At 66.0% G+C, this 14,023-nt stretch carries 13 protein-coding genes; 7 read left to right on the top strand and 6 right to left on the bottom strand.

What is annotated here, in order from left to right:
• Positions 1–17: 17 nt before the first annotated feature.
• Positions 18–416 carry a type II toxin-antitoxin system VapC family toxin gene (locus P9A17_RS18875; RefSeq protein WP_278040225.1) on the top strand — a complete coding sequence of 133 codons (399 nt, stop codon included), beginning with the start codon at positions 18–20 and terminating at the stop codon, positions 414–416.
• 562 nt (positions 417–978) lie between these two features.
• On the opposite strand, the gene P9A17_RS18870 is transcribed toward P9A17_RS18875, so the two are convergent.
• Positions 979–2,061 (bottom strand): GGDEF domain-containing protein, encoded by a 1,083-nt coding sequence (locus P9A17_RS18870; RefSeq protein WP_278040224.1) that lies wholly within the window; start codon positions 2,059–2,061, stop codon positions 979–981.
• 189 nt (positions 2,062–2,250) lie between these two features.
• Here P9A17_RS18870 and P9A17_RS18865 point away from each other — a divergent pair, with 189 nt between their 5' ends.
• Complete coding sequence (locus tag P9A17_RS18865) at positions 2,251–2,496, top strand: hypothetical protein (RefSeq protein WP_278040223.1); 246 nt, start codon at positions 2,251–2,253, stop codon at positions 2,494–2,496.
• 54 nt (positions 2,497–2,550) lie between these two features.
• Positions 2,551–3,327, top strand: coding sequence for an SDR family NAD(P)-dependent oxidoreductase (locus tag P9A17_RS18860; protein ID WP_278040222.1), 777 nt, complete (start codon positions 2,551–2,553; stop codon positions 3,325–3,327).
• On the opposite strand, the gene P9A17_RS18855 is transcribed toward P9A17_RS18860, so the two are convergent.
• Together P9A17_RS18855 and P9A17_RS18850 are read right to left on the bottom strand one after the other, a co-directional pair.
• A complete protein-coding gene (locus tag P9A17_RS18855) occupies positions 3,328–4,611 on the bottom strand; it encodes an EAL domain-containing protein (protein WP_278040221.1) in 1,284 nt (427 codons plus the stop codon). It lies immediately after the preceding gene.
• A gap of 135 nt (positions 4,612–4,746) precedes the next feature.
• Positions 4,747–5,343, bottom strand: a complete 597-nt coding sequence (locus tag P9A17_RS18850) for a TetR family transcriptional regulator (RefSeq protein WP_278040220.1) — start codon at positions 5,341–5,343, stop codon at positions 4,747–4,749.
• 50 nt (positions 5,344–5,393) lie between these two features.
• Between P9A17_RS18850 and P9A17_RS18845 the strand changes: the two genes are divergently transcribed.
• Genes P9A17_RS18845 through P9A17_RS18835 form a run of 3 tightly spaced genes read left to right on the top strand, consistent with a single transcriptional unit; the run spans position 5,394 to position 9,863 of the window.
• Entirely contained in the window at positions 5,394–6,518 is a 1,125-nt protein-coding gene (locus P9A17_RS18845; RefSeq protein ID WP_278040219.1) for a hypothetical protein, read from the top strand.
• Positions 6,515–7,492, top strand: a complete 978-nt coding sequence (locus P9A17_RS18840) for a TIGR03617 family F420-dependent LLM class oxidoreductase (RefSeq protein ID WP_278040218.1) — start codon at positions 6,515–6,517, stop codon at positions 7,490–7,492. Before P9A17_RS18845 ends, P9A17_RS18840 begins: the two co-directional genes overlap by 4 nt.
• A gap of 4 nt (positions 7,493–7,496) precedes the next feature.
• Positions 7,497–9,863 carry a PEP/pyruvate-binding domain-containing protein gene (locus P9A17_RS18835; RefSeq protein WP_278040217.1) on the top strand — a complete coding sequence of 789 codons (2,367 nt, stop codon included), beginning with the start codon at positions 7,497–7,499 and terminating at the stop codon, positions 9,861–9,863.
• A gap of 6 nt (positions 9,864–9,869) precedes the next feature.
• On the opposite strand, the gene P9A17_RS18830 is transcribed toward P9A17_RS18835, so the two are convergent.
• Together P9A17_RS18830 and P9A17_RS18825 are read right to left on the bottom strand one after the other, a co-directional pair.
• Entirely contained in the window at positions 9,870–10,151 is a 282-nt protein-coding gene (locus P9A17_RS18830; protein ID WP_278040216.1) for a hypothetical protein, read from the bottom strand.
• Positions 10,152–10,253: 102 nt separating this feature from the next.
• Positions 10,254–12,263, bottom strand: coding sequence for a phosphotransferase (locus P9A17_RS18825; RefSeq protein WP_278040215.1), 2,010 nt, complete (start codon positions 12,261–12,263; stop codon positions 10,254–10,256).
• Positions 12,264–12,405: 142 nt separating this feature from the next.
• Here P9A17_RS18825 and P9A17_RS18820 point away from each other — a divergent pair, with 142 nt between their 5' ends.
• On the top strand, positions 12,406–13,395 hold the full coding sequence (locus P9A17_RS18820) for an NAD-dependent epimerase/dehydratase family protein (RefSeq protein ID WP_278040214.1): 990 nt from the start codon (positions 12,406–12,408) through the stop codon (positions 13,393–13,395).
• Here the strand turns inward: P9A17_RS18820 and P9A17_RS18815 are convergent.
• Entirely contained in the window at positions 13,392–13,985 is a 594-nt protein-coding gene (locus tag P9A17_RS18815; protein ID WP_278040213.1) for a TetR/AcrR family transcriptional regulator, read from the bottom strand. The two genes, P9A17_RS18820 and P9A17_RS18815, sit on opposite strands and share 4 nt — an antisense overlap.
• Positions 13,986–14,023 lie beyond the last annotated feature (38 nt).

Genomic DNA, 14,023 nt, shown 5'->3' with positions numbered 1-14,023 from the left:
AAACCCAGAACCGGGGAATGTTTGATACCTCCACGGTCATCCTCTTGGGTCAGCTATCTGATCCAGCCGAGCTTCCGGACGAATCGGTGATCAGCGCGATCACGCTGGCCGAGCTGTCCGTAGGTCCACACATCGCCAACGACGATGCAGAACGCAGTGCACGGCAGCAGCACCTACAGCAGGCCGAGGCGGACTTCGACGTCCTACCGTTCGACGGCGATTGCGCCCGGGCGTTTGGAGCCGTAGCGGCGGCGCTACGCGCGTCAGGCCGCAAGCCGGCCGCGCGCGCCTACGACGCACTCATCGCGGCCAGTGCAATCGCAGATGGAGTGCCGCTGTACACGTGTAACCCCGACGACTTCACAGGAATCCCGCGACTGGAGCTGCGATCAGTCACACACCCGCACCACCAGTAGGGGTAGCGCTCAAAAGCGTTGGGAGGCAGCGCAATACCCAGCGTGCATTACTTGACATAATGTGGCTTATCGGTAAAACGTTGAGCTCGACGAACCGCCGGCCGACCGACTGAGCGACCATCGACCAGACCGTCCGCCGACCCTCCTCGCGCGCCGCCGTCCTACGGCCCGCCATCGGCGGACAACCTCGCCCGCAGCGCGCCGGTATTGCTCACCGCGTCGCGAGTGACGCGGACTCCAGGAATCCAAGGATCGCGCCGAGGCTGCAACCCGCATGGAGTCGCGCGAACCCCGCCCGACCACTGCCCACCCCGACTGGCCGGCCAGGATTACGTCACTGTGACAAATTGGAGCTGCCGGGCTGGACGTCGAAACATCCTGCACAGCAGAGCTTTCCGGCGCCAACCAGGCTCCGGCAGTCTTGCCGACACGCGACTGCCCACCGCGAAACCCTCTCGGTGCGTCGGCGATCAAGGTCGCCCCCACCCGGCTTCAAGCCACCCGATTCGTCACAGTGACGAATTCTCTTGCTTGGCAGCAACTTTGAGAACCTTCGAGTTCACTACCCAACTTTGACGCGGTCTCCACCGGCGCGCTTCGCAAGGTACATCGCCTGGTCCGAGCTGGCGAGAAGCCGTTCGGTGAGTCCGATCGTGTCGACCACGACGCCGGGTGGCACGGTGATCGATGCGACTCCGAAGCTCGCGGTGAACTCTGTGTGCGCTGCCTTGATCGCGTTGCGGACGTTCTCGGCAACGCGCACCGCGCCGGCTGTCTCGCACAGCGCGACGATCGCGAACTCCTCACCGCCGATCCGCGCGATCACGGATCCGTCGGGACTCTTCGCACGCAGCATCGCCGCAAGGGCTACGAGGACCTCATCGCCGGCGGCATGGCCGTGGGTGTCGTTGATGTCTTTGAAATTGTCGATGTCGATCATGGTCACGCACACACCCAGCGGCCCCTCGTCGGGCGTCGAGCTGACTAGTTGACGGACCGCCCGGATCAGACCTCGTCTGTTGGCAAGCCCTGTCAGCGGGTCGATGTCCGAGACGACAGCCGTTTCGGCAAGCAGATCGACGAGGGTTCGAACAGTCATCGGCACCACCGTGACCAATGACAACCGAAGCAGACCGTCGGCGAGGCCCCCTGCCACATCGCCTGTCATTCCCGCGCTCACAATGCCGGCGACGATCACAGAAGACGCCAGAGTCAAGATCGCCACCAGCTGAGGGAGGGTGTGGACGCATGCCACGTAGCTCGCCGAAAGCGCGAAAGCCAAAGTACCGATGGTCGGCTTGCCTTGGATCAGGTAAGGCACGCAACTGATCGCGATGCTGCTGTTGAGGACGACCACGATGACCTTCGACTGTTGGTGCGTCGGCCAGCCGACAAGCCACCAACATCCCAGCAGCAGCGCCAGCACCCCGCAGCCGACGGACACAAGTCCGCCGAAGCCCGACGCCCTGTGTGGGCTCAACGCCATCAGGATCGGCCACATACCGATCGCCAGCGACCCCAGGGCAATGCCCAGCCGGGTCAGGAGGCCATAACCGTTTGTCTCCACCAGCGCGACGACCCAGTCGTAGCGACCCGGCGCGCGCCACCACCCCGCCATGGCATCGAACACACCCGCACGGCGCACGAGCCTCCCCTCTGCTGCCCTCACCCCGGCACGCCTGAAACCCATTCTCGATGAGGTGCGCGTGTGAGATGTCGGTATCGGTCCGATCGGTTGGCGCGGCGCGGTTTCGGTGACGCCATACCGGACGGTTGAACTCTCCGCAGAACGGGGTACGTGCCCCTTTCGTAGGCTCGCCCAAGGAGGTACCCAGTGAGCGACATTTCGAACGCGGCGCAGAACACGCCGAGACACGACGACGAGGCGACCCCAGCTGCCGCCGAACCACCGGTCACCAACCACGCCGTCGTCGGCAAGGGCCGGTTGGTCGCCGCGGCAGCCGCTGCCGTGGCCCTCGGAGTCGCCTGGATCGCCTTCCGATTCGCCAAGGCTTCGGCCAAACGTCATCCCGCCGTCCGGGTCACCCGCGCCGGCATCCACGCCGTACGCGATCGCTGACGAAGACAGCGCAACCGTCGTCGAGCGCCAGAACAGCTGATCTAGACTCACGCCGTGGACGTCAACGGAACAAGCGCAATTGTCACTGGCGGCGCATCGGGCATCGGTGCCGCGACCTCCCGGCTGCTGGCATCCAAAGGTGCCCGCGTCGTCATCGCCGACCTGCAGGCCGAGCGCGGTGAAGCCTTGGCACACGAGATCGGCGGTGCATTCGTCAGTGTCGACGTCACCGACACTGCCCAAATCGAGGACGCCGTCAACACTGCCGTCGATCTCGGGCCGCTGCGGGCTCTCGTCAACTCCGCCGGAATCGGTTGGGCGCAGCGGACTATCGGCAAGGACGGCGAGTTCGCCTCGGCCCACAACCTGGACGCGTACAAGAAGGTGCTCGCGATCAACCTCGTCGGGACGTTCGACTGCATCCGGCTGGCGGCAACGGCGATGAGCCGTCTCGACCTCACCGATTCCGGCGAGCGTGGGGCGATCGTGAACATGACCAGCGTGGCGGCGTTCGACGGCCAGATCGGTCAGGCTGCTTACTCGTCGTCGAAGGGCGGCGTCGTAGGGATGACTCTGCCGGTGGCGCGCGACCTGTCCGCGTCGGGGATCCGCGTGAACACTGTGGCCCCCGGTTTGATCGACACCCCGATCTACGGCGAGGGGCCCGATTCGGAGGCCTTCAAGGCGAAACTCGGTGAGTCCGTGCTGTATCCGCGGCGCCTCGGTAAGCCCGAAGAGCTGGCGTCGATGGTCGTCGAACTGATCACCAACTCGTACATGAACGCCGAAGTCGTGCGCGTCGACGGCGGAATCCGGATGCCTCCCAAGTAATCAGCGGACAGCCACTCCGCGCCGATAGGTGGACGGCCTCCCGAACAGATACCCCTGCCCTAGGTCGACTCCGAGATCCCGGAGAGCCTCGACTTGTTGTGGGTCCTCCACCGACTCTGACACCGTGACGGCGCCGAGCTCACCGCCGAGGCGCACGATCGACGAGGCAAGTGCGCGCCTTACCGGGTCTGATTCGATGCCGTACGTCAGATCCCCGTCGATCTTGATGATGTCGGGACGCAAACGAAGAAGTTGATTGAAGCTGGCGAATCCTGCTCCGGCGTCGTCGATCGCGAGCCGGATGCCGGCGGCCCGCAAGGGCGCCAGCGCTTCGGGTAAGTCGTCGGGGAACGGCTCGTGTTCGGTGATCTCGACGACGAGCGGCGGGTCTACGGAGAGCAGAAGCTCTTGTACCGACGGTTCCATCGCCGTCAACGGACTCAAGTTGACGGCCACGAACGCGCAAGGCGGAAGGTCATCGATGCCGTCAATCAACCGTCGCAATGCGGCAAGCTCCAGCGAGAGGCTGCGTCCGAGGCGGCGTGCCGTGTCGAACCATTGCAGCGGACTGAGGTTGGCGCCAGCGGGAAATCGGCTCAGGCCTTCGAAGCCCACCGATTCTCCCGACCGCAGATCGACGATCGGCTGAAAGACGATGTCGAGGTTGGCCTCGTTTTTCAGAAGAGCATCCATGCGTTTGTGCAGCTGATCATGCTGTGCGACATCAGGAAGCAACAGCGAGGCCAAGAACTGTGCGGTTGAGTCGTCATCGGCCGCGTACGGGTTGTCTAGGAAATTGTCGAGCGATGACGAGAGCTCGGTATGTGCACTGATGAGGCCCGAAATGAACTTGCTGGTTTCTGTCATCGCGGCGATGTCGCGTTCGTCGAATTTGTTCGGCGTTGTGGCCGAGATCGACAACGCTCCGATGGCGGTATCGCGGTGCAGCAATGGAATCACCACCAGCGTGCGGATCCCCAACCGAGAACCGATGGCACGCACGTCGTCCCTTAGCGTCTTATCCGAAGGCGCATCGGCACTGACCTGCGGGCGTCCGGTTCTCACCGCCCTTCCCTGGAACGTGTCCTCGACGGGGAGTGTCAGGCCGAGCACCGATTCCACCAGCCCGTAGGCGGAAACCACCACGAATTCATCGTTGGGCGTGAGGATGCTGACTGCCGCGCCATCGGCCTTCGGCGTGAACAGGCACATCTGCTCGGCGATCCTGCGCATCAGTGCGCCTTTGTCGATCGACGCGTTCACCGCCGCGATCAGATTGCGCACGGCTCAGTTCCGTTCGCTCGTGGTGCGGTCATTGTCCCCGTCCGCGGTACGACTGTCGCCCGCTCCCCTCCCCAGGAAGAGCTGAACCTCGATCTCTCGTGAGAGTACGACCTATTCATCGCGTACAACGCCGAATCACGCCCGCCACTGCTCGACGATCATGGCGGTCATGGACTCCACCCACACCTCGTCGAGCGCGGCGTCGCGGCGCACCAGGATGCGGAAGATCGCCGTACCTGCCACGACCTCGGCGAGCAGCGGCAGGTGGTCACCACCCCGACGCTCCTGACCGAACCGTGATTCGAATGCAGTCAAGTTGCCGGTGAGCCGGGCGATCATCTCGTTGTGCAGGTCTTCGTCGGCGACCGTGTCGGCGATCAAACCCGGTAGTGCTACGCGCACTTCGGGTCTGTCGAACATCACGCGAATGGTCTCGACCATCGCACGGACGTCCCGGCGGACGTCCCCGGAACCGCCCGGCGGGGAATCGCCCCCCTCTGACAGCACCGCTTCGTGCACGAGGTGGACCTTGCCCGACCACCGGCGGTAGATGGCGGCCGTCGTGGTCCCCGCCCGCGCGGCGATCGCGGACAGCGACAGCGCCGAATAGCCCGTCTCGACGATCAGCTCCCGCGTCGCGGCGATGATCGCGGCGTCGATCTTGCCGTCACGCGGCCGCCCGGGCGCGGCCCGAGCGGGTTCCTTGCCATCGCCGCGATCATCTGCTGTCATGTTGCTAGTCTAATTCCGATGCAATGCGTATCGTATTTAATGGAGATTCTGTGAGCCTCAGCCCGCTCGACGAGTACCCGATCCACCAGACCCCGGCACCGATAGCCTCGCCGGACACGTCGGATCGCAACTTCTACGACCGTTCGTATTTCAACGTGCTCGACCGCGACGGTCGTTTCATGGCACTGACCGGCATCGGTTACTACCCGCGTCTCGGCGTCAAGGACGCCTACTTCCTGGTCCGGCGTGGTGACACCCAGACCGCAGTACATTTCAGCGACGCGATCGACGACGACCGTCTCAACCAGAACGTCAACGGCTACCGACTCGATGTTGTCGAGCCGCTCCAGGAGCTACACCTGACGGTGGCTGCGACGGAAGGGATCTCGGCAGACCTGACCTGGCGCGGCCTGTTCCCCGCGGCCCTGGAACGTAACCACGAGATGCTGACAGAACGTCGAGTGACGTTGCAGGCGTGCCGTTTTGCCCAGGTCGGCACCTGGGAGGGCTGGATCGATGTCGACGGTGACCGGCTGACGGTCGACCAGACGTCCAGCGTCGGGAGCCGCGATCGATCCTGGGGCATCCGGCCCGTCGGCGAACCGGAGCCCGCCGCCCGACCTGACACGGCCTTTCAGGGCATGTGGTGGCTCTACCTGCCGCTGGCATTCGACGACTACCAGCTGTTCCTGATCCTGCAGGAGGATCCGGACGGCCACCGAAGTCTGTACGACTGCACGCGGCGGTGGCGCGACGGCAGAGTCGAACAACTCGACGGGGTGCGCGCCACGATCCACTACACCCCGGGCACGCGTATCCCCCACGGCGCCCACGTCGAATTCATGAACCGGGCCGGCGACCGAATCCAACTCGATGTCGAGTCGAAGTTGTTCGCACCCATCGCGTTCGGCTCCGGCTATGGCGGCGACTCGACGTGGGCGCACGGCACCTGGAAGGGCGGGCCGTTCACCGAACGCGTCAGCTTCGACCTCACCGACCCCGCCGTGATGGCGGGGGCACCGTTCAGCCTGATCGATCACGTCGGCCGAGCGATCTGCACCGAAGCCGACGGCAGCACCCGGGAAGGCGCCGGCCTGTTCGAGCATGGCGTCATCGGTCCGCACCATCCGTCGGGGTTCTCCGACTGGACCGACGTCTCGGAGGCGACGGCATGAAGGTCATGACAGCCCTGTACGGGCCGACCGACGCGGTCGAACGGGCTGCGCTGCTGCGCGAAGCCGGCGCCTCTGGCGTCTTCACGTTCGAGGGGCCCTTCGACGTGTTCACCCCGCTGGTGTTGGCGTCGTCGGTCAAGGGGCTCGACGTGATGTCGAATGTCGCGATTGCGTTTCCCCGCAACCCGATTCAGCTCGCTCACCAGGCCAACGATCTGCAGCTGCTCACCGAGGGCCGCTTCATCCTCGGGTTGGGCACGCAGGTGCGCGCACAGATCGAGAAGCGGTACGGCGTCGCGTTCGATCGTCCGGTCGAGCGGATGAAGGAGATGGTGGGCGCGCTGCGCGCGATCTTCGCCTCGTGGAATCACGGTGAACGACTCGACTTCCGCGGCGAGTACTACCGCCACACCCTGATGACGCCGACGTTCGTTCCCGGACCGAACCCCTACGGTCCGCCCCCGATCTACCTCGGCGCACTCGGTCCGCGTCTGACCCGGGCCACCGCCGAATTGGCCGACGGCTTGCTGGTCATGCCGTTCGGATCGAAGCGCTTCCTGCACGAGGTCACCATGCCGAACGTGCGCGACGGTCTCGCCGGCGCCGGACGCCGAGAAGAAGACTTCGCGGTGGTGCCCGAGATCATCGTGTCCGTGGGTGAAGACCACACGTCGACGCGAATGTTGTTGGCGTTCTACGGTTCCACACCCGCGTACAAGCCCGTGCTCGATGCGCATGGCTGGGGCGATCTTCAACCGGAATTGAACGCGATGTCCAAACAGGGGCGCTGGCAGGAGATGGCGACGCTGATCGACGACGAGGTGCTGCACACGATCGCCGCGTGCGGGTCGCCGGCCGAGATCGCCGACCATATCCGCGACAGGGTGGCCGGCGTGTCCGACCGGATCTGCCTGTACCAGCCGGGGCCTATCGAGGTCACCGCGATGGCCGAGATCGTCGACGCGCTGAGCTGACGACATGGCACCGACGACAATCGAATTCGACGACGTCACCGATGACCGTTTCGGCGGCAAGGCCGCCGGGCTCGCCGAGTTGCGCCGCCTGGGACTCGCCGTGCCCGCGGGCTTCGTCATCGCCGACGCGTCCGCACAGGGCCCGCTGGATGCAGCGACGGACCGGTTCAGCCACATCGGCGCACCCGTCGCCGTGCGCTCCTCCGCCGTCGGCGAGGACGGCGCCGACCAATCCTTCGCCGGTCAGTACGACACCACCCTGGGCGTCGCCTCCGCGGACGAATTCACCGCCGCTGTCCTCCGGTGCGCCGAGTCCGTGAAATCCCAACGGGCGACGTCCTACAGCGGTCAGTCCACAGCGACGATGCACGTGGTCGTCCAGCAGATGGTCGATGCCCGCGCCGCAGGTGTGGTGTTCACCGCGGACCCGGCGACGGGCCGGCGCGACCTCATGATCATCGATGCGGTCGCCGGCCTCGGCGAAGCTCTTGTGGACGGTTCGGCCTCCCCCGACCATGTCGTTCTCAACGCCGACGGCAGCGTCGCCGTCCACGACATCGGCATCGCCCCGGTTCTTTCGTCAGATGACATCGAGGCCATCCGATCCGGAGCTCTGCGCGCGGCCCACCATTGGGACAGGCCAATGGATCTCGAATGGGCAATCGATGCTGACGGCACCCTGTGGTGGCTGCAGGCACGGCCGATCACCACGCTGCCCGGCGATCTCAACGAGATGGACTCGCCGGTGACCGGCACCGCCGACGTCTACACCCGCTGCAACATCGGCGAGATGATGCCGGGAGCTTTCTGTCCGCTCACCGCATCGGTGTCGGGATTCGCCATCGACTACGCCATGCAGATGACGCAGGTGGTGGCTCGGGCTCAACCGAGCTATGCGATGCCGTGGCTCCAAGTTGGTTACTTCTACGGCCACATGTTCCTGAATCTTACCGAGGGCACGGCGCTGAGTTCCGGCATCCTCGGCAACTCGCAGGAGCAGTTCTCCATGTCCATCTGTGGCCGCGTCGTGGACGAACTGGAAGCCAGGCCGCCACAACCTTTCACCCGCAGACTCGTCAACACGATCCGACTCACCACACATGCACTGTCCGCGGGCCCGGCGATTCGCCGGCTCGGCGACCAGATCGCCTCGTCGCCGGTCCCGACCAGTGACGACCCCCGAATTGTGCTGCGGCAATTGGAGTCCGGCGTCGACCTGTATCGCGAAGTCACGCTGACCCATGTCCGGTCCTCGTCCCGGGCTGCCGTGGCCGCCAACATCCTGGAAAGCACGCTGGTCAAACAGGCGGTCAAGAGCGGCCGCAGCGAGGAGGATGGCCAGGCCGAGGCGATGCGCCTCATGGCCGGGGCGTCGAACGTCGAAAGCGCCGAGATGGTCGACCAGCTCAACGCGGTCGTACGGGTCCTGGCGGCCGATGCGGCGGCCGCCCAGAGGTTCCTGTCCGCCGCACCGGCAGATGCGGTCGCCGAGTTGCGGGATGCAACACACGCAAGCGGTATCGCATTGCGGCAGTTCCTGATCCAGCACGGTCACCGCGGCTACCGTGAACTGTGCATGCGGGATCCGTCCTGGGCCGACGACCCGAGTGGACTCGGTTCGATGATGCAGGTCATGGTGCGGTCGGCGCTGGAGTCAGGGAACCGCGGCCCTGTTCACCGCCGGCCGGGCGAACCCGCCTCGGCGGCCATCCGATTCCTCGCCCGCCTGGCGCAAGGTGGAGCCCGTGGACGCGAGGAGACCAAGTCCAAGATGGCGCTGATGGCGCACAGACTCAAGCGCGGCTACCGTCATCTGGGCGACGTGCTGGCCCGCTGCGGCCGACTTCCCGACGCCGATCTGGTCTTCTTCTTCGACCGCGCCGAGCTGCCCCGTGTGGTCGGTGACGACGACATCGCCGAACTGGTGCAGCGCGCGCAGGCACGTCGCGATGCACTGCCGTATCAGGATTCGCTGGAGTTCGAGGACGTCTCCGTCGGTCGCCCCGCTCCGCTCGTCGCTTCCCCGCCTGCAGTGTTCGCCGACGACCAGATCGTCGGCCGGCCGGCGAGCCGAGGAACCGTGGAAGGCGTTGTACGCGTGGCGAAGTCGATCCAGGACGCGCGAGACGTGCGACGCGGCGAGATCCTGGTGGCGCCCGTCACCGACGTCGGGTGGACGCCGTACTTCACCGTGATCGGCGCACTGGTGACCGATATCGGCAGCTCGGTGTCGCACGGCGCCGTCGTGGCTCGCGAATACGGTCTGCCCTGCGTCGTCAACACTCTGATCGCCACGCAGGTACTCAGGACCGGGGACCGCGTACGGGTGGACGGCGACCGCGGCGTGGTCACCCGACTCGACGAACCTTGAGTCGACTTAAGGCACGCTCGGCGGGCAGCTCACCGACACTGATGCGACCGGCTTCGCCGACGTGTTCACGCCCGTCACGGTGCACAACGCCAACGGCACGTTCGCGGGTTTTCCTTCGTCCCAGTTGATCTGGACGTCATAGCCCTGTTCGGCGAGCGTGTAGACCTCGCCGACAGGCGTGCCGGCCAACCCCTCGGGAGGCGCGGCCTGCGCCGACGGCGCCAACGCCATGACCGCGGCGCCCGCCGCAATGAAGAACGCGGTCATCATTCGTCGGGTGCGCGCCATGTCGATCCCTTTCGCCAAGCCGACAGTGCGTCAACAGTAACCATGACCGTCGCGAGGTTGCCCGCCCAAAGCACTGTGGGTTAGCTGTGGCGTTCCTGGCCGCTAGCTTGTCTGGGACTGGCTGCGATTCCATTCGATCCAGCCGACCCCGGTACGTCCGTCGGCGGTCCGCACGGTCCCCCAGGCTCTCGGGAAGCGGCTCAACCGGCCGTCGGCGGCGGTCAACAGGACCGGCGCGTGGCCTCGGATGTCGATGGTGGCGGTGATATCGCCTGGCGCGTAATGGAGTTCGGCGGTCACCGGCAACTCGTCGCGGCCGAAGGTGGTCCGTGCAGACACCGTGGCCAGTTCGATCAGCGGTTCACCGGCCCGCTGGATATAGCCGGCGGACAGCGGAGACATGCCGGGGATCAGTATCTCGACACCGTGGATGTGGGTGCCGTCATCGAGATGGAATGCGCTCCAGACCCAGTCCATGCTCCACCAGTCGCGTGACGCCCACGAGTGGTCGCGCTGCCCGGCCACACTGCTGAACCGGTAGCTGCGACCGTCGGCGGTCACGGTGCCCGTCACCGTGCACGGAATCTCATACCGCGGCGAGACCCGGTACTGATAGGGCTGGCCGACGCTGGTCCACGTCAGCTCCATGGTGATGTCGACGGGACGGCCGCCGGCCTCGCCCCTGAGCAACCCCGCGGGGTCGTCGTAGGCCTGCCCGCTGCCCCGCAACGACACCGCGAACGTCTGCAACGCCTCCGTGACGACATGGTCGAGCTCGAGGCCGTCGCCGCTGACCCGGGTGTGGTCGGCGGGCAGCGGGGCTTCGAAATCGAGGGCCGCGATGGTCGGCATTCCCGGGCCGCACAGCAGGCCGTTGATCCACGCGTGTCCCTGGTTGGGAATCAGGCCGAGGCGGATCCAGCCTCCGACCTCCTGAGCCGGGTCGACAAAGTCGAAGTACCAGCTCTCGCTCCACAGCGGTTCGTCGGTGGCCTCATGTCGTCCTTCGTCATCCGCGTTGGGCTGCAACGGTTCCGGTGGTGACGGGACGGGCAGTACATCCAACGCGCCGGTGTCGAGGACGTGCTGGCAGTGTCGGGAGATCATCGTCATGAACATCTCGTCGCCTCGTTCGGTGCGTTCCACGAGCATCGGCGACACGATCGCCATGAGCACGCCGAAGAAGCTCTGATGCCGCACGCCTTCCCGAACATCGTCGACGCTGACATCCGATGACGGGCCGAGGGCTTCGTGATAGGCGGCGAGCAACGCGTCGTAATGGTCGCGGCGCACGTCGATCGGCAGCGACCCGCCGATGAAGTAGGCGACGTCGGTGAAGGCCGGCCCCCACGTGACGGTCTGCCAGTCGACGACGGTGAGGGGCCGTTGCGCCCCCTCGAGCCCGAACAGCATGTTGTCGAGCCGGAAATCGCCGTGGATCATGCCACGAGGCGCTCCGCTCTCGTTCTCGGCGGCCATGTAGGCGTCGAACGACTCGACCAGGCGTTCGCACACATGTCGGTGGTCGTCGGAGATCTGGTCGCGGTACCGCTCGATGTATCCCGCATAGAGTGCGGCGACCAGCCCCTGGTTCACCGGGGACTCCCGGTTCAGTGAATCCGCCCCGTCCGGCGCCTGATCGCCCAGCAGCGGCCCGTGCACGAGGCCGAGCTGCGTCATTGCGAGCATCGCCTGTTCGACTGTGGCGCCGCGTATTTCGTCACCGACGGTGGCCGGCGCGGCGTCGGCGAGCAACAGATCGAAGATGCCGGTCGCCGGGTCGTAGGCGGCGTGGTGGCACGGAGAGACGGGACCGCCGAGCCCCGGGGCGATGTCGGTGTAGAAGCACACCTCGCGTTCGTAGAGCCCCATCGCCAAGCCCGTTTGCCTGCTGTTCGGGTCGGCCGCGGCGACCTTGAGAACCACGGACTCCGGCCCCTGGTCACGGTCGGCGTAGGTCAGCGCCACGCGGTAGCACTCGCTCATCTGTCCCGTGCCGATGCGGTCGACCGTGAACGCGGTGACGGTCCCCTCGCCGATCGCCGATGTCAGCCATTCGGCGGTCAGATCGGTCGGACGTTCGATCAACTGCGGACGCGTCGAGGGGCACACCCGGCCAACGTATAGCAGCAATCCTCCCCCTACGGTCACATCGACGGAATTACTTGACGGCCGTCAACTGCGGCTGCGGGGTGGGCGATGCACCCCACGGCGACTGCGGGTAGCGTCCGTCGCGTCGTCGATGGAGGGGCACATGAAGGTACTGATCACCGGAGGTACGGGGTTCGTCGGCGCGTGGACGGCCAAAGCGGCCCAGGACGCCGGCCATCAGGTGCGTTTCCTGGTTCGTAACCCGGATCGGCTGACGACCAGCGCCGCCAAGATCGGCGTGGACATCAGCGATTACGTGGTGGGCGACATCGCCGACGGTGACACGACCGGCGCCGCTCTCGACGGCTGTGACGCTGTCATCCACAGTGCCGCAATGGTTTCCACCGATCCCAATCGTGCCGACGAGATGCTCCACACCAACCTCGAAGGTGCCCGCCACATTCTGGGCGGTGCCGCACGGGCCGGCATCGATCCGATCGTGCATGTCTCGAGCTTCACCGCGCTGTTCCGGCCCGACCTCGACGTGCTGCATGCCGATCTGCCGGTTGTCGGCGGCAGTGACGGTTACGGCAGGTCCAAGGCCGCGGTGGAGGCGTACGCGCGAGGTCTGCAGGACGGCGGCGCCCCGGTCAACATCACCTATCCGGGCATGGTCCTCGGCCCGCCCGCCGGTGACCAATTCGGCGAAGCCGCCGAAGGGGTGGAGGCGTCGGTGAAGATGCGCGGGGTGCCGGGGCGAAGCGCCGCATGGATCGTCATCGACGTGCGCGACCTCGCGGACCTGCACGTGGCGCTGCTCGAATCCGGCCGGGGGCCGCGCCGCTACATGGCCGGCGGACGACGTGTTCCGGTCTCTGATCTGGCGACGATGATCGGCGACGCAGCCGGCCAGTCACTGGCCGTCTACCCGGTGCCCGACATCGCGTTACGCAGTGCGGGAAGGCTGCTCGACGTCGTCGGACCGTACATGCCGTTCGAGACGCCCATCAATTCGGCTGCCATGCAGTACTACACGCAGATGCCCACCTCTGACGACGGCCCCAGCCAGCGCGACTTCGGACTCACCCAACGCGATCCCGCCGTGACGATCGCCGACACCCTCAACGGTCTCCGCGACGTCGGTCGGCTCTAGGCGAGCACGCCCCGCAGCACCAGGTCGGCCAGCTGCTCGGCAGCGGCGTCGATGTCGGTCACCTTGCGGACCACGACGGCGTACCAGGCCGCGCCGGCCATGACGTCCATGACGGTGTCGGCGTCCACCGTCGCACGGACCTTCCCATCCACTACACCGTCGGCGAGTTGGTCGGCCAGCTGACGCCTGGCCGCCGCCTCCAGCCTGTCGTTGATCAGCTTGCGCATCGCCGGCTCGAGCCGGAGATCGTGGAGCAACCCCGGAACTGCCTCGCGCACAACGGGATCGGCATACATGGCCAGCGCGCCGCGGCACAGCCGGGTGATCTCGGCGACGATGTCGTCCTCACACGGAGCAGGTCCCAGGTCAGGGAATGCGGCTTCGTGGATCAGGTGCGCCTTCGACCGCCAGCGGCGGTAGATGGCGGGGCGGCTCACCTTCGCGGTGGCGGCGATCAGGTCGATGGAGGTGGCCGAATATCCGCGCGTGACGAGCAGCTTGCGGGTCGCTTCGAGTACGGCGTCGTTGATGGCCGGGTCGCGTCGCGATCCGTGGTGCCGGCGGGGAACGGCAGCCGTCGGTTTGTTCACCGATACGTCCCCTTCCGCCCTTTCCGTCGTTACAGTGT

It is taken from the genome of Mycobacterium sp. 236(2023) (assembly GCF_029623955.1).
Taxonomy (GTDB): domain Bacteria; phylum Actinomycetota; class Actinomycetes; order Mycobacteriales; family Mycobacteriaceae; genus Mycobacterium.
This window is presented reverse-complemented; position numbering and strand designations above follow the sequence as displayed.